Here is a 12,765-nt window from a genome sequence, read left to right as displayed (position 1 = left end):
AAGAACAGTCATTGGGTTTGGGTCACGAATTTACTCAAGAACTCAAAGAAGCCATCGATTCAGTTAGCTCTTTGCCATCGGCATGGACAAAAATGGGGCAAACTCATCGGCGCTTTGTCTTAAGCAGGTTCCCATACTCTATTATTTATAAAATTATCGAAAACAGGGAAATTAGTGTGGTAGCTATTATGCACAACCACCGAAAACCAGGGTATTGGCACGAACGCGGCTAACAACACGCTAGCGCCCCTTAGCTTAAAGTTAGGCGTCAAGCTGCACCGCGTTGCGCAATACGCCACACTCTTCCTATGATTAAGTCATTTAAACATAGGGGTCTGAAGCTCTTTTTCGAAAAAGGGAAAACTTCAGGTATACAGACTAAGCATGCGAAAAAACTTCGCATGCAGTTAGCTGCTATCCATACAGCACAAGATATCGATGACATTAATTTGCCCGGACTTTCTCTTCACCAACTTAAAGGAGAAAGGTCAAATATTTGGTCGATATCAGTTAACGGTTATTGGAGAGTAACTTTCGAGTTCACGGATGGTAATGCTTACATCTTAAATTACGAGGATTATCACTAATGAATATGCATAACCCACCACATCCCGGTGAATTTATTGAGTCCATTTACATGGAGCCACACGGCATAAGTTGCCGGACACTTGCGACACATCTTGGTGTTGCCGCTTCTACACTCAATCGCGTCGTTAAGGGGAAAAGTGCAGTAACGCCAGAAATGGCATTAAGGCTATCAAAGGTATTAGGGCGCAGCCCTGAAAGTTGGCTTAGTATGCAAGACAACTATGAACTCTGGCAGGCAAAGCAAAACATCAATTTGGATAACGTACAGCCAATAGATCTGCATGCCGCCTAACAAAAAAATTAAGCACGCCCGCTGCGCGGGCTGGGACGCAAACACGCAGGGCGGCTTCGCCATTATGCCCTACGTGCTTGCGCCCCAAAGCTTAGCGTTATCTTCCAATTGGCATAGGTGCTCTTCTGCGATAATCTTACTGTATGCCGACAGTATTAAGATTAGGGCCTTATCGTTTCTTCTTTTATAGTAATGAAAACGGTGAACCCGCACACATTCATATTCAGCGAGAGAAGATGCTTGCTAAATTCTGGTTAAAGCCCGTCGCTTTAGCTAGCTCTATTCGTTTTCCACCGAAAGAGAAGAAAACTCGAGCAATTGGTGGTCGAAAATAAAGAAACATTTTTGGAGGCTTGGAATGGCTATTTTAGCAGTTGAACATCACCCTCTTGCACACTCAGTTAGTTTTGACTCAGACTCACTTATTATCAGTCTAATAGATGGCCGCACTCTTTCCGTTCCTTTAGCTTGGTTCCCATCGCTTTCATCTGCGACTGAAGATCAACTCAAAGATTGGGAGATACTGGGTGATGGCGAAGGTATTCATTGGCCTCAATTGGACGAGGACTTAAGTGTTAATGGTCTTCTTTTGGGCAATCAAGGAAAGAAGATAACAAATCAATAAACACACTCACTGCGTTCGCTGGGACGCATACATGCGGGGCGGCTTCGCCATTATGCCCCACGTGCCTGCGCCCCATATTTGGAAGTTAAATCCTTATTCAGCATCAAGTCTCTTTAATGCTTTTTTGTAAGCCTCATTTCTCTCGCGTTTTCCCACTACAAGCACTGTAACTACAACTACGGCATCAAGTACCTGATACACCAACCTACATCCTGATTGACGTAATTTTGTTTTATAAACATTATCGGCACCTAATACTCTATCTGGGGCTACGTGCGGTGTTTTTAATCTCTCTGCTAACTTCTTTTTCAGTTGTTGCTGCAAAGTGCTACCTAGTTTATTCCATTCTTTTAGTGCGCTTCTCTTAAACTCTAATTTATAGGTCATCCAAATTCACCGAAACGCTTTCTTCACCTTGCCTTTCTCTAACAAGCTGTAGTAGTTCCAGATCCTCTAAACGATCCATCATTTTTTCGTAAATTTCTGCCGGTACACAGTAGAATACGGGTTCATTCCTATTCAATATAGCGACAGGATCGCCATACGCACTGCTCGCAACTTTCATAGGGTTTGCTTTTAGTTCGGTAATACTTGCAGCAACTTCCGCCAAAACTCTCGCCGCCACACCGGTCTCCTAACAGGTCTTTAATTAGGTCACTTTAGGCTATCATTGTTGGTTTAACAAGCACATAAACTCGCTCACTTCGTTCGCTGGGACAAAAATACGTAGGCTCCCAGCGCTTCGCTTGGTATTGTAGCCTACGTATTTTTGCCCGTTATACGGGTGTTAGAGCTAAAAGGAGTTAGCAATGAGAAAAGTGGTTTCATTAACATTATTAAGTGTATTTTTAGGTGCATGTGCATCTAATGAGATGGCAAATGAAGTAGAAATAGAACCAGTCAATTATATTGATTTATCCTTAGAAAATCAGAGAGAGCTGGCTAAAGAGTACTGGGTTGTAAAAAAGAAGAAAAATCCTAAGTACCCGATTTCAGCTGCTAAAGAAGGATTGTCGGGATGTGTTGACCTGATTGTAGGTATTAACAAAGAGGGTAAATTAGGAGGGTATGAGGTTAAAAGCTCATATCCTCAAGGTGTATTTGATGAGTATGCTGCGGCGGCATTAAAAAAATGGCAGTGGACTGCGACGGAAAAAAATAAGAATAACGAGCCAGTGTTAACTCGTATTCAATTTGATTTTATGGTTAGTAATTCTAAAAATAAGACTGAAGCAAAGAAACAATGCGGATACTCGCACATGTAATAGCTCTAACAAACTGTTAAACAAGGACAAAAAACAGTTGGCTTTGCTCCTTCGTCGCTAATTTTAGCCTACTATTTTTTGCCCGTTATTGAAAAGTTATACCGCTTACTCAACTTAAAGGATATTTCATGGAAGGAAGTTGTAACTGCAAGAGTGTTCAATTTAGTTCATCGGATGAAATCAGAGCCATTGTTAATTGTCACTGCAATCTCTGCCGCAAAATGAATGGAAGTGCATTTTCAACATATGTAGTTGTAGCGAGTGAAAACTTTATATTAAAAAGCGGCTCACTAAAAACTGTACAAGTGTCAGAGAATGCTTCAAAAAGCTTCTGTAAGCATTGTGGCACACCAATATACAATCAAAACCCTAAACTTGCTGGTTTAACGATTTTATATTTGGGCTCAATAGACAACGCCCCGACTCTGAAACCAGCAATCAATATTTATTGTGAGTCTCAGCTTGAATGGGTTAATCAGTTGGATGCATTGTCTAATTTGGAGCAAGGTGTACTGTAGGCGGTATAACAAAACACTAAAGGCACTCGCTTCGCTCGCTGGGACGCTAACACATGGGCTGCGTCACTTCGTTCCTAATTTTAGCCCATGTGTTATCGCCCTTAATGCAAGTGTTATATGCCTGTATGACTCAGTTTGTAGTTTTTTCAATATGGATTTTTTTACTGACTATTCTCGGTTCGTGGTTATTCGAACTGTCATTCGCTGTGAGTTTTGCCTTCGTGACAATACTAATTTTTTGGGGTCATTTGGTAACACTAGATGAGGACTTAAAGGGTGGTTGGAGCAACCCGGAAGGTGATACAAAGATTAGGAATACTTCGCTAATTGAGCTGGCTGCAAAATTAATTCTTTCAATTGTCGTTTGGTATGTAGTAATCGCTTTTCCAGAACTTTCGATGTATGGCATATAACAAAAAAATAAAGTCACTCACTCCGTTCGCTGGGACGCTTACACGCGGGGCGGCTTGGGCATTATGCCCTACGTGCCTGCGCCCGTTATTTAAAAGTTATATGCATCCGGTCAGAATAACTTTTTAACATCGCGGTAAAAGTTTTCATGAGAACCAAGAGCTATCAATTCAAGTATCACAGTGCCATCCTCGTAGCTGTAACCTAGTAAGGTTAACTGCTTAACCATTTTGAACTTGTACACGCGAAGAAAAGCTAGGTCGCCTTTTTTCTGTTCTCCTAAAAGAGGATCGTCCATCAGTTCCTTTACAGCTTTATCCAAGTCTTTTTTCTGATTCTTATGTAACTTCTTTACTGCTCTCTTAAAATTGGCTGTCTGTAAAACACTCGTAATCTTAGCCAAAATCGTAAGGCTCCAATTTTCCTGCCTCTTTTTCCGCTTTGGAAATAATTGCCTGTTTCACGAATTCGTATGGTAAATCAGGATTATCTTCCATCATTTCACCTATTTTTGCCCAATGCTCAATCTGTTTTGGCATAGTTCGATTTAGTGCTTTGCCCATAATGGTAGCTTTCTCAACTAGATCTTGGTCTAGTCTTACGCTCGCGGTTGCCATAATATGTCTCCAGTTAGTTCATAAACACATTGTAGCAATGCGCTACAATTGTGGCAAACTGCGTATAGCAAGCGCATTAACACTTGCTATGCTCGCTAGGGACAAAAACACGTAGGCTCCCTGCGCTTCGCTCCAATTTTAGCCTGCGTGTTATTTCCCCTAAGTTGGGCGTTATATTTTTTTAAATTCAAAGGAAGTTTAAATTGAAAAAGCTTTTTATACTGGTGTTAGCGATTTTACTTGTAAGCTGTAAGTCAACTAATTTGCCCGTATATAATAGACCAGCAACTAATGAAAGCGCAGAACTTACTATTTCAGCCAACCTCAAGGGAATATTTCTGCATGGTAAAGTAACGCAGTTAGAAATATTTGATGGCTGTTATGAAGAAGACTATGACACGGAAAATGTTTTAGGACATGTCATTTCCGAACATTCGGATATTGCAACCAACATTATCAATATACCCACTAACAAAGAGTTGTATTTCCAGTTTGGTACAACTGAACCAAGCTGGAACTGTCATGTGCAATTTAGTTTCACTCCAGAAAGCGGAAAAAAATATCATCTTAATTATGAAATGGTGGTTGCTGGTTGCGAGTCGTCATTGAAAGAATCAAATGGAGAATTAGTCGCAAATATCAAATATTTCGACTCGGGCTCTGGAACCTCAAAAGTTTGGCGGCGGTGTGACAAAATATAACAAGACGCTCAAGTCGTGTGCCAAGAGCGGGCACGCTGCGACGCATACATGTGGGGCGGCTCCGCCAGAGGTTATTTCCATCCAAATGAATTATGTAAAACACCCCAGATATGGAAATAAGCCTATCCCATCAGGCGAAAGCTACTCTGAAGAAGATATTTTATCTGCTCACTGGAGCTACTCATCGCTTAAGATCTTCAAAGAAACCGCTATAAAAGCTGATATATCAAAGCAGAATTACGGTTTGTACCCGCGCAAAATCTACATAGATATTGAAGAAACATGCAACATTTGTAAAAGAGCGTTCATCTTTTTCGCCAAGGAGCAAATGTTTTGGTTCGAACAGTTAGGCTTTTATGTAGATGCGCATTGCAACCAATGCCCAGATTGCCGAAGGCACTTAAGAAATATCAAAAGCTTACAAAAACGCTATCAATTACTTGTAGAGACGGAAAACAGAACCACCAAGCAAAATAAAGAGCTTAAACAAATTGCAATGGAACTATTCCAATTAGGGTACATAAAAGATGAAAAGCTGCTTCGAATTGACACGGGCAGTAAACAAGACGCTTAGCGTTATGTCTCAGAAAAATTTTGAAGGTCAAATTTCTTATTCTGTATGGCTGGTATCAGACAGCATTGAGGAAACAACCTCAATCTTTCCCCTAATTTTGTATGAGGAAAAAAACAGAACTATGACATAGTGTGAAATAGATGCGGGGCTTGCTATAAAGCACTTTGTAGTAGCCATCTTAAATGATTAGTGCGACTCTAAGTCTGTTCAAGGAAGTTTTTTGCTAATAGACATAATAAATTGTTATGCGTTAAGGAGACTAAATGCACCTCGCTCAACTTAATATTGCAAAAGTAAGATTTGATCTAGAGTCACCGGAAATGTCGGACTTTGTTAATAATTTAGAGCCTATTAATGCTATTGCAGAAAAGAGTCCGGGGTTTATTTGGCGCTTAAAAGATGAAACAGGCGATGCCACTAGTATAGAAGTAGAAAACAACCCAGATATCATCGTAAATATGTCGGTCTGGGAAAGCGTAGAGTCGCTTAAAAACTTCATGTTTAAAACGCACCACATCGATTTTCTCAAGCGTAAAAAAGAATGGTTTGTTCCACTTGGCGAAGCATCTTACGTGTTGTGGTGGATTCCAGAAGGCCATATACCAACCGTACAAGAAGCCGTGGCCAAATTGGAGCACCTTAGGGAAAATGGAGAAACTCAGGAAGCATTTAGCTTTAAAGGTAACTATGCCAAGCTCGAATCGGCGCATACTTCAAACGCCTAACCCCCCAATCAACTCACTCACTGCGTTCGCTGAAACGCATACTCGCGAGGCTGCTTCGCCATTATGCCCCACGCGTCTGCGACCCTTATTTAAAAGTTACATCTCAAGGAGGTACACCAGATGAGGGAGTTTTTAAAAAAATTGTTACGAGGCCCTAAATCGGATCAGCAGCCTTTAGTGGCTTTGTCGAAACTCGTTTCTCGAAACAACCCAGAGGTGATGAGAAAAGTTCGGCTTTTTGAGTCTTCGCCGAACAAATATTTTGAGGCACTTGATGAAGATTTAAAAGACGACTGTTTTATAGAATCGCCCACAGATATTTCAACCACCTTTGTTCTAGTCCGTGCTCTTTATGAGTCGAATCTGTTGGCAGTTGCCAATGGCCGTGAAGAACCGTTATCAGTCTTAGATAAATTGAATCTTCGATCCGAAGGCCTTCTAGAAAAAAGTACCCACTATGAGGACTTAAAAAACTTCTACGCACAAACTAAATTTGGATTTGGATCACTTGTAGGTGGTGCTGGTAGCGTAGAGCATAGCCCCGATATTTTTACTTGCGCTCGTGCCGCAAATTTGGCTATTTTAGCAATAGACGATAGTAGTGATCTTTTAGTGCTTTTCGTTTGCCCGTTGGAGCAACGTAGTAATATTTCATTGTTGGCCAAGCAAGCAGACGTAAGGTTATTTTTTGAAAACATGTAACAAGGCCAAGTAAAATCGTACTACGTGCTCGCCTTTGCGGGCGATGTTATGTGCCAAAAGGAATTTGAATGCACAAGAATAATCAACTATTAATCGCTGGTATTTTAAGCTTCTTAGCCGCACTACTTCATATCAGTTGTATTTTCGGCGGTCCTGATTGGTATCTCTTTTTTGGTGCTGGTCAACGCATGGCTCAACTCGCAGCTCAGGGCGACCCTTACCCTACAATTGCAACTTTGGTAATTGCTTCAATTCTTACTGGCTGGGGCTTATATGCATTTTCTGGTGCAGGTATCATCATCAAATTACCACTACTAAAAACCTGTTTAGCTTTAATTACTGCCATCTATTTGTTGCGTGGCATCGCAGGTTTAGTTGGTCCATTTCTAACTTCAGACCCTGTGGTGCACCAAAATTCAATAACCTTTTGGTTAGTCAGCTCAACTATATGCTGTATTTATGGTACGTTTTATTTATTAGGCACAATAAAGTTATGGCGGCAGTAGAAAGCGTGCTGGCACCTAACAAAGAAAATTAAGTTACTCACTTCGTTCGCTGGGACGCTTACTCATGGGCTACTCACTTCGTTACCTATTTTAGCCCATGTGCTATCGCCCTTTAGTATGGTGCTATAAGGAAATAAATTATGAAAATTGTTGTTTTGACGTTTATCTTTTTACTCGCTGGTTGCACTTCCACAACTTTACACACTGAGTCTACATTCTCAGACACAATGGCAATAATAAAGGCTGCTGCAGATTCAGCGCCCAAAGGTGTTCCTGGGCAATACTCACTTCAAATAGTAGCCACTGGTAGCCAAGGGAAATATGTCTATTTAAATACTGAAAAAGACTATCGTGATCAGAGAGCTATAACCGTTACTCTACATCCGAAAGTAATTGCACAGTTATCTGCTAGATATGGAATGCCACCACAGGAATACTTTATAAATAAAGCAATAGTAGTTAATGGTATTGCTCAGCGGGTTAAGATTGCATTTCTATCGGATGGTAAACCTACTGGTAAGTACTATTACCAAACGCATGTGAGGGTAATGGACATATCGCAACTGAAGGTTATGGGTGAACATGCTTAAAGAGCTAATTAACACACTCGCATGGTTTGTAGGGCCGCTTCACCAATGTGCCCCACATGTCTGCGCCCGTTATTGGAAAGTCATGTACTACCAAAATTATCACAAGTAGAAGGAACTATTTATGAATATCAACGCGACACTTTTCGGTCAAATCATAATCGTTTTAGCTATACTCATGGCTTTAGCTGGCTATTATCTCGGAAAGCGTAAAACCACCACACCTGTCGTAACCTCCGTGATTGGTTTCTTCACGGCTTTTATCCCGCCCGTAGCGCTAATATTTTTAATTGTTTTGATTCTTAAGAAGGATGTAGAAGAAAACGGTCATTTCATGAATGCACCGAAATAAAGCAATCGACACACTCGTTTCGCAAGCGGGGAAATATACTCGTGGGGCGGTTTCCCCATAATGCCCCACGCCTACGCCCGTTATTTAAACGCTATGTGGCTATGAAGTTTTGCATTATGTAGAAGGACTTTTTATGAAACTTTACCCTTACCAGACGATACAAACTGTAAACCTACCCACTCTTTTATTCGCAGCTAGAGCTCTTGGTATTTTCGCTTATATATTCTCTTTTTTTACTGTTCTACTATGGGGTGCAGCTTTTGTTGTCGACCCTAGAGTCAGAGAAACTTGTTTATTTGTTAGCATAGGCACATTTTCCGCTACTATTTGCTTTCTAGTTGTTAGCGGCTTATGCGCTGCGGTTGTTTCTTGCGAACAAAAATACACTCAAGGATAGAAGGCTACATATCAAATCAGTTCTGCGGGGCATTAGCTGTATAAGGAAGATCCTATAGTCTCAATTCATCGCACTATGTTAGATGGTTAAGAGATCTTCAATCTATACATTACTGCCCCTTAGTGGATGTTATAAGTACTATTAGGATTTATTCGCAATGGAATACGAAGCAATTAAAGCCCAAAGGGCTGCAATTTTAATCAAAGTAGCTATGGCAGCCGTGATTCTTATAGAAGCAGTCGCTTACCAACACACTAAGACACTGAACTTCGGTTCTATCACCATGACATTGGGCGTCTTATGTTTATTACGCGGATTGTTGTCATCGCCGTATATGTTAACTATGCCAGTAAAGGCTTGGTTTAAACAAAATGTATGCGTCAACTCCGTTAGTAGTAAATATTTTCTTTGCGCTTTTATACTTTTATGTGCTGGCTCAATGATGCACGTATAACAAAAAACTTAGTTCGCCCTCTTTGTAGGCTAGGCGAAAATATGTGCTAATCTGTGTAGCCAGAGATAAAAGGAATTATTTGATGAAATTACTCGCATTATTAATTTTAAGCATAACTTTGTTAAGTGCTTGTGTAGTCGTTCCAGAAACCGATACGGCTAAAGTGAACAAGTGTGAGATATCATCGGACCGCAAAACCCTAAAAGTTATTAATGGATTTAAGGATACCAATACCTTTTATTCAATTAGTGGCCTTGTACTACTCCCCATAACGGGTGTTGTTTCTGGCACATACGTAGCTATTAATAATGTCTACCATCTGGGTGAAGAAACATTTGTCTGTGGGTCTGAAAATGCACGCACGTAACAATAAAGTCTCTTCGTAAACTAACACGCTACATTAGACTTCGCCCCATCGCTCCATGCATAGAAGCCGTGTTTGAGCTTTTTATGCGAATGTCTTTTGAACTAACTAAGGAAGGTTGTATGAATTATAAGAATTTACTCTTCGTCATCTATTTTTTATCTACAGGCACACTCGCAGCAGTTAATTATGCTTCTGTGGAGTTAACACATTTAAAGCCAACAATTGCTGACACCACTTGGTTGAGAGAAAAGCAATTTATGCCACGCTACCCCGTTGAATTAGCAAGAAAAGGCATTGTTGGCTGCGGAGTATTTAAAGTAATAGTAGACGGAAGTGGTTTGACCGAAAGCATTGAGCTTATAAGTTCAGTACCTAAAAAGGGTATTTCTAAGCCGGCAACCAAAGTTATTCAAGATTGGGAGTGGACATTGGTTAGGAGCAAAACCCCTACACGCGAAGAAAAGCTATTGAGGTTAGATTTCTGCATGGGTGGTAATACAGAGGCAGAATCTATTTCAAAGTGTAAGCAGCAAGCCGCAATGGCTTGCGAATAGCGGTTGGAAGATATACCGATGTTTATCGTTATGTTTGAGTTTGTCGTAAAAGAGGGATTTGAAGAGCAATTCCTAGCGTCATGGCCAAAGGCTACGCAAGGCATTTACTTATTCAAAGGAAGTCTTGGCTCCAGATTACACCGAGATAAAAGTGGAGCATTCATAGCTTATGCTCAGTGGCCTAGCGAGGAAACTTACCGAAAGGCAGCTGATATTGAAATGAGTGCCGAGTACGAACTTCACCGTCAGAATATGCGTGACAGTCTCAATCTAAAGTCCACTCGTACGTTACATGAAATGGAAGTTGAAATTGACTACCTGCATCGGCGGGAATTTGAGGTGTAGTTATAACCATGGAGATTACTTTCTTTAAAACTACAAACCTTCAGCGAGCAGCCGAGTTTACCTTTGCGAACATGCAAGATTATTACGCTAAATTCGCTCCCGACTGGAACGCTGAAAAAGTGCTAGAGGTTACGGCTGAGCTAGTTAACTACGACATTCAACTAGACAACCAAACAGTGGGTGTTATGCGCCTACAGTTTGAAGATAACACCTGTGTTTTACGCGATCTTCAAGTTATACCAAGTGCGCAAAATAGGGGCATAGGTAGTGCAGCTATTGAAGAAGCAGAAAAGCTTGCTCTAGCGGCCAAGGTTAACTCGCTAACTTTGCGGGTTTTCAAAATTAGTCCAGCGGTTTCGCTTTATAATAAAGTGGGCTTTGTTGTAAGTAGTGAAGACGATCGCTTTTATAACATGGTTAAACCTTTAAACAATTAACCCACAGGCTTTGATAGTCGCCTGTTCCCGATACATATAAAGGACAAAGTACATGAAGATTATAATTGATGATCTTACGGGAGGAGATGTACTAGCGCTTTTAGAAGAGCATTTGTCAGATATGTATGCAACGTCGCCGCCAGAGTGCGTACACGCACTAGATGTTAATGCACTAAAAGCGCCTAACATTACTTTTTTTAGTGGTTGGAAGCAGCAACAGCTTGCGGGTTGTGTTGCTATTAAAGCTCTTGATGCACATAGCGCAGAGCTAAAATCTATGAGAACGGCAAAGCCCTATAGAGGGTGTGGCGTGGCTTCACAGTTATTACTTTTTGCCTTAGAACATGCGAAAATGAAAGGGTTTAGTTCGGTAAGTTTAGAAACAGGAACGCAAGACTACTTTTTAGCGGCAAGAACGCTTTATAAAAAGTTCGGTTTTGTCGACTGCGGCCCTTTTGGTAGCTATTCACTAGACCCCAACAGTCACTTTATGACCCGAGCGCTTTAATTTAGTATTTTAAGAGAATTCCACATGTCACTACCCCCTTGCCCGCATTGCCAGTCTGAATATGTATATGAAGACCAGTCTTTACTTATTTGCCCCGAATGTGGTCACGAGTGGAACCCGAACGAGGTTGAAGAAGAAGTCTCAGCAAAAGATTATAACGGTACGCCGTTAGTTGCTGGTGACAAGATAACGCTGGCAAAAGATTTGAAAGTAAAAGGCAGCTCGCTTGTACTTAAAATTGGTACCAAAGCGGTTATCCGTCATGTGAAAGATGCCAAAGACCACCAGCTAGACTGTAAAGTAGATGGTGCCGGTGAAATGATGCTTACCGCGCAGTTTGTTAAAAAAGCATAGACAAACAATATATCACTTTAGAAGTTAGCGACCTCATTAGTAATGGTTTCGGTCAGCAGGCTAATTGCTTTAGATGACACTTTTTGAGGGTTAACTAAGCAAACGCCTACATGTCCAAGTTCGGGCAAGTTTTCTGAATTAGATAAAATGTGCAATCCTGACGGTACTGAGCTTTTTGCCAGTACCGTAATGCCTAGCCCTTCATTTATAGCAGTTTGAATACCGTTTAAATCTGCAATGGTGTATACCACCTGCCACGGCTTTTTTATTGCGGATAAAAGGTTAGTGGCGCGCTTGCGATAAATACACGGTGAGGGGGCTGCAATAATAGGGAGCTTAGCAGGCACACTGTTAACAAAGCGCTGACTGCCTACCCATACCAGTTGATCTGAGATGATGAAGCCATCCTGCTGGGGGTTTGGTGTTTCCTGCAATGACAAAATTAAGTCGAATTGGCTTTTTAACGGTTCGCTCAACAAATCTTTGCTTAGCGCGCAATGCACCTCTAGCGATATTTCCGGGTAAGTTTGTGTGAACCGCCGAATGATTTTAGGCATAAGCGTGGTGCTAAATTCACTGGGAATGCCTAACTTAATATTTCCGGTCACCTGAGGCTTACCGAACTCAGCCATAGCCTGGTCATTAAGCGCTACTATTTTCTCACCATATGACAATAAGCGACTACCAGCGCCAGTAAGCGCTAAACGATTTTTGTCGCGAGAAAATAGCTTCTCCCCAATCATTTCTTCTAGTTTTTTAATTTGAAGGCTTATTGCAGGTTGAGTCCGTTGCAGCTGCTCGGCGCACTGTGTGTAGCTTCCCGTCTGTGCGATAAGCACGAACGAACGTAGGAAATCTATGGACAAGTTCTTCATTACTTTGCTTT

26 protein-coding genes are annotated in these 12,765 nt (G+C 41.2%); 21 read left to right on the top strand and 5 right to left on the bottom strand.

Going from position 1 to position 12,765, the window contains the following annotated elements; all coding sequences use genetic code 11:
• The 5 genes from IW644_RS15045 to IW644_RS15025 all read left to right on the top strand — a co-directional run.
• The coding region (locus IW644_RS15045; RefSeq protein WP_269918277.1) for a type II toxin-antitoxin system RelE/ParE family toxin at positions 1–233 on the top strand (233 nt) is incomplete at its 5' end.
• A 75-nt stretch (positions 234–308) separates the two neighbouring features.
• A complete protein-coding gene (locus IW644_RS15040; protein WP_269918276.1) occupies positions 309–587 on the top strand; it encodes a type II toxin-antitoxin system RelE/ParE family toxin in 279 nt (92 codons plus the stop codon).
• The gene (locus IW644_RS15035; protein WP_032095616.1) at positions 587–880 is read left to right on the top strand and encodes a HigA family addiction module antitoxin; all 294 of its coding nucleotides are present in this window, start codon (positions 587–589) and stop codon (positions 878–880) included. The genes IW644_RS15040 and IW644_RS15035 overlap by 1 nt, the downstream gene beginning before the upstream one ends.
• 143 nt (positions 881–1,023) lie before the next feature.
• Positions 1,024–1,215 (top strand): DUF4160 domain-containing protein, encoded by a 192-nt coding sequence (locus IW644_RS15030; protein WP_269918275.1) that lies wholly within the window; start codon positions 1,024–1,026, stop codon positions 1,213–1,215.
• Positions 1,216–1,238: 23 nt separating this feature from the next.
• The gene (locus IW644_RS15025; protein ID WP_269918274.1) at positions 1,239–1,505 is read left to right on the top strand and encodes a DUF2442 domain-containing protein; all 267 of its coding nucleotides are present in this window, start codon (positions 1,239–1,241) and stop codon (positions 1,503–1,505) included.
• A 93-nt stretch (positions 1,506–1,598) separates the two neighbouring features.
• Here the strand turns inward: IW644_RS15025 and IW644_RS15020 are convergent, their stop codons facing one another.
• Together IW644_RS15020 and IW644_RS15015 are read right to left on the bottom strand one after the other, a co-directional pair.
• Positions 1,599–1,892 (bottom strand): type II toxin-antitoxin system RelE family toxin, encoded by a 294-nt coding sequence (locus tag IW644_RS15020; RefSeq protein WP_269918273.1) that lies wholly within the window; start codon positions 1,890–1,892, stop codon positions 1,599–1,601.
• Positions 1,882–2,130 carry a type II toxin-antitoxin system Phd/YefM family antitoxin gene (locus IW644_RS15015; RefSeq protein ID WP_269918272.1) on the bottom strand — a complete coding sequence of 83 codons (249 nt, stop codon included), beginning with the start codon at positions 2,128–2,130 and terminating at the stop codon, positions 1,882–1,884. Before IW644_RS15015 ends, IW644_RS15020 begins: the two co-directional genes overlap by 11 nt.
• Positions 2,131–2,314: 184 nt before the next feature.
• On the opposite strand from IW644_RS15015, the gene IW644_RS15010 reads away from it, so the two are divergent.
• Together IW644_RS15010 and IW644_RS15005 are read left to right on the top strand one after the other, a co-directional pair.
• Positions 2,315–2,770, top strand: coding sequence for an energy transducer TonB (locus tag IW644_RS15010; protein WP_269918271.1), 456 nt, complete (start codon positions 2,315–2,317; stop codon positions 2,768–2,770).
• 128 nt (positions 2,771–2,898) lie between these two features.
• The gene (locus tag IW644_RS15005; protein WP_269918270.1) at positions 2,899–3,288 is read left to right on the top strand and encodes a GFA family protein; all 390 of its coding nucleotides are present in this window, start codon (positions 2,899–2,901) and stop codon (positions 3,286–3,288) included.
• A 523-nt stretch (positions 3,289–3,811) separates the two neighbouring features.
• Here the strand turns inward: IW644_RS15005 and IW644_RS15000 are convergent.
• Positions 3,812–4,102, bottom strand: coding sequence for a type II toxin-antitoxin system RelE/ParE family toxin (locus tag IW644_RS15000; RefSeq protein ID WP_061439355.1), 291 nt, complete (start codon positions 4,100–4,102; stop codon positions 3,812–3,814).
• Positions 4,095–4,316 carry a TA system antitoxin ParD family protein gene (locus IW644_RS14995; protein WP_012518669.1) on the bottom strand — a complete coding sequence of 74 codons (222 nt, stop codon included), beginning with the start codon at positions 4,314–4,316 and terminating at the stop codon, positions 4,095–4,097. Before IW644_RS14995 ends, IW644_RS15000 begins: the two co-directional genes overlap by 8 nt.
• Positions 4,317–4,519: 203 nt before the next feature.
• On the opposite strand from IW644_RS14995, the gene IW644_RS14990 reads away from it, so the two are divergent.
• The 14 genes from IW644_RS14990 to IW644_RS14925 all read left to right on the top strand — a co-directional run bounded on the left by IW644_RS14990 (position 4,520) and on the right by IW644_RS14925 (position 11,879).
• The gene (locus IW644_RS14990; protein ID WP_269918269.1) at positions 4,520–5,017 is read left to right on the top strand and encodes a hypothetical protein; all 498 of its coding nucleotides are present in this window, start codon (positions 4,520–4,522) and stop codon (positions 5,015–5,017) included.
• An 85-nt stretch (positions 5,018–5,102) separates the two neighbouring features.
• Positions 5,103–5,591 carry a zinc-ribbon domain containing protein gene (locus IW644_RS14985; protein WP_269918268.1) on the top strand — a complete coding sequence of 163 codons (489 nt, stop codon included), beginning with the start codon at positions 5,103–5,105 and terminating at the stop codon, positions 5,589–5,591.
• Between the two features lie 263 nt (positions 5,592–5,854).
• Positions 5,855–6,316: a DUF3291 domain-containing protein gene (locus tag IW644_RS14980; RefSeq protein WP_269918267.1), complete on the top strand. Its 462-nt coding sequence runs from the start codon at positions 5,855–5,857 to the stop codon at positions 6,314–6,316.
• Positions 6,317–6,436: 120 nt separating this feature from the next.
• Positions 6,437–7,018: a DUF6630 family protein gene (locus IW644_RS14975; protein ID WP_269918266.1), complete on the top strand. Its 582-nt coding sequence runs from the start codon at positions 6,437–6,439 to the stop codon at positions 7,016–7,018.
• Between the two features lie 68 nt (positions 7,019–7,086).
• Complete coding sequence (locus IW644_RS14970; protein ID WP_179982250.1) at positions 7,087–7,524, top strand: hypothetical protein; 438 nt, start codon at positions 7,087–7,089, stop codon at positions 7,522–7,524.
• 140 nt (positions 7,525–7,664) lie between these two features.
• Positions 7,665–8,114 (top strand): hypothetical protein, encoded by a 450-nt coding sequence (locus IW644_RS14965; protein ID WP_269918265.1) that lies wholly within the window; start codon positions 7,665–7,667, stop codon positions 8,112–8,114.
• A 121-nt stretch (positions 8,115–8,235) separates the two neighbouring features.
• Positions 8,236–8,463: a hypothetical protein gene (locus IW644_RS14960; RefSeq protein WP_269918264.1), complete on the top strand. Its 228-nt coding sequence runs from the start codon at positions 8,236–8,238 to the stop codon at positions 8,461–8,463.
• Positions 8,464–9,017: 554 nt separating this feature from the next.
• Positions 9,018–9,314: a hypothetical protein gene (locus IW644_RS14955; RefSeq protein WP_269918263.1), complete on the top strand. Its 297-nt coding sequence runs from the start codon at positions 9,018–9,020 to the stop codon at positions 9,312–9,314.
• 82 nt (positions 9,315–9,396) lie between these two features.
• Entirely contained in the window at positions 9,397–9,681 is a 285-nt protein-coding gene (locus tag IW644_RS14950; RefSeq protein WP_269918262.1) for a hypothetical protein, read from the top strand.
• A 119-nt stretch (positions 9,682–9,800) separates the two neighbouring features.
• Entirely contained in the window at positions 9,801–10,235 is a 435-nt protein-coding gene (locus IW644_RS14945) for an energy transducer TonB (RefSeq protein ID WP_269918261.1), read from the top strand.
• 30 nt (positions 10,236–10,265) lie between these two features.
• Positions 10,266–10,580 (top strand): antibiotic biosynthesis monooxygenase family protein, encoded by a 315-nt coding sequence (locus tag IW644_RS14940; protein ID WP_269918260.1) that lies wholly within the window; start codon positions 10,266–10,268, stop codon positions 10,578–10,580.
• Positions 10,581–10,588: 8 nt separating this feature from the next.
• Positions 10,589–11,017 carry a GNAT family N-acetyltransferase gene (locus tag IW644_RS14935; RefSeq protein ID WP_269918259.1) on the top strand — a complete coding sequence of 143 codons (429 nt, stop codon included), beginning with the start codon at positions 10,589–10,591 and terminating at the stop codon, positions 11,015–11,017.
• Between the two features lie 52 nt (positions 11,018–11,069).
• Positions 11,070–11,525: a GNAT family N-acetyltransferase gene (locus IW644_RS14930; RefSeq protein ID WP_269918258.1), complete on the top strand. Its 456-nt coding sequence runs from the start codon at positions 11,070–11,072 to the stop codon at positions 11,523–11,525.
• A 24-nt stretch (positions 11,526–11,549) separates the two neighbouring features.
• Positions 11,550–11,879: a zinc ribbon domain-containing protein YjdM gene (locus IW644_RS14925; RefSeq protein WP_118490383.1), complete on the top strand. Its 330-nt coding sequence runs from the start codon at positions 11,550–11,552 to the stop codon at positions 11,877–11,879.
• Positions 11,880–11,896: 17 nt separating this feature from the next.
• Here the strand turns inward: IW644_RS14925 and IW644_RS14920 are convergent, their stop codons facing one another.
• Positions 11,897–12,754 carry a LysR family transcriptional regulator gene (locus tag IW644_RS14920; protein ID WP_179982242.1) on the bottom strand — a complete coding sequence of 286 codons (858 nt, stop codon included), beginning with the start codon at positions 12,752–12,754 and terminating at the stop codon, positions 11,897–11,899.
• Positions 12,755–12,765 lie beyond the last annotated feature (11 nt).

Origin of the sequence: Alteromonas sp. PRIM-21 (genome assembly GCF_027563165.1) — a bacterium.
GTDB classification, from domain to species: Bacteria; Pseudomonadota; Gammaproteobacteria; order Enterobacterales; family Alteromonadaceae; genus Alteromonas; species Alteromonas macleodii_A.
The sequence above is the reverse complement of the archived record's forward strand: the minus strand, read 5'-3'. Positions and strand labels throughout refer to the sequence as shown.

Excerpts from the sequence above, each read along its gene's own strand:
- IW644_RS15040 (WP_269918276.1), top strand. The coding sequence starts at position 309 with ATGATTAAGTCATTTAAACATAGGGGTCTGAAGCTCTTTTTCGAAAAA.
- IW644_RS15035 (WP_032095616.1), top strand. The coding sequence starts at position 587 with ATGAATATGCATAACCCACCACATCCCGGTGAATTTATTGAGTCCATT.
- IW644_RS15030 (WP_269918275.1), top strand. The coding sequence starts at position 1,024 with ATGCCGACAGTATTAAGATTAGGGCCTTATCGTTTCTTCTTTTATAGT.
- IW644_RS15025 (WP_269918274.1), top strand. The coding sequence starts at position 1,239 with ATGGCTATTTTAGCAGTTGAACATCACCCTCTTGCACACTCAGTTAGT.
- IW644_RS15020 (WP_269918273.1), bottom strand. The coding sequence starts at position 1,892 with ATGACCTATAAATTAGAGTTTAAGAGAAGCGCACTAAAAGAATGGAAT.
- IW644_RS15010 (WP_269918271.1), top strand. The coding sequence starts at position 2,315 with ATGAGAAAAGTGGTTTCATTAACATTATTAAGTGTATTTTTAGGTGCA.
- IW644_RS15005 (WP_269918270.1), top strand. The coding sequence starts at position 2,899 with ATGGAAGGAAGTTGTAACTGCAAGAGTGTTCAATTTAGTTCATCGGAT.
- IW644_RS14995 (WP_012518669.1), bottom strand. The coding sequence starts at position 4,316 with ATGGCAACCGCGAGCGTAAGACTAGACCAAGATCTAGTTGAGAAAGCT.
- IW644_RS14985 (WP_269918268.1), top strand. The coding sequence starts at position 5,103 with ATGAATTATGTAAAACACCCCAGATATGGAAATAAGCCTATCCCATCA.
- IW644_RS14980 (WP_269918267.1), top strand. The coding sequence starts at position 5,855 with ATGCACCTCGCTCAACTTAATATTGCAAAAGTAAGATTTGATCTAGAG.
- IW644_RS14975 (WP_269918266.1), top strand. The coding sequence starts at position 6,437 with ATGAGGGAGTTTTTAAAAAAATTGTTACGAGGCCCTAAATCGGATCAG.
- IW644_RS14970 (WP_179982250.1), top strand. The coding sequence starts at position 7,087 with ATGCACAAGAATAATCAACTATTAATCGCTGGTATTTTAAGCTTCTTA.
- IW644_RS14965 (WP_269918265.1), top strand. The coding sequence starts at position 7,665 with ATGAAAATTGTTGTTTTGACGTTTATCTTTTTACTCGCTGGTTGCACT.
- IW644_RS14960 (WP_269918264.1), top strand. The coding sequence starts at position 8,236 with ATGAATATCAACGCGACACTTTTCGGTCAAATCATAATCGTTTTAGCT.
- IW644_RS14955 (WP_269918263.1), top strand. The coding sequence starts at position 9,018 with ATGGAATACGAAGCAATTAAAGCCCAAAGGGCTGCAATTTTAATCAAA.
- IW644_RS14950 (WP_269918262.1), top strand. The coding sequence starts at position 9,397 with ATGAAATTACTCGCATTATTAATTTTAAGCATAACTTTGTTAAGTGCT.
- IW644_RS14945 (WP_269918261.1), top strand. The coding sequence starts at position 9,801 with ATGAATTATAAGAATTTACTCTTCGTCATCTATTTTTTATCTACAGGC.
- IW644_RS14940 (WP_269918260.1), top strand. The coding sequence starts at position 10,266 with ATGTTTGAGTTTGTCGTAAAAGAGGGATTTGAAGAGCAATTCCTAGCG.
- IW644_RS14935 (WP_269918259.1), top strand. The coding sequence starts at position 10,589 with ATGGAGATTACTTTCTTTAAAACTACAAACCTTCAGCGAGCAGCCGAG.
- IW644_RS14930 (WP_269918258.1), top strand. The coding sequence starts at position 11,070 with ATGAAGATTATAATTGATGATCTTACGGGAGGAGATGTACTAGCGCTT.
- IW644_RS14925 (WP_118490383.1), top strand. The coding sequence starts at position 11,550 with ATGTCACTACCCCCTTGCCCGCATTGCCAGTCTGAATATGTATATGAA.
- IW644_RS14920 (WP_179982242.1), bottom strand. The coding sequence starts at position 12,754 with ATGAAGAACTTGTCCATAGATTTCCTACGTTCGTTCGTGCTTATCGCA.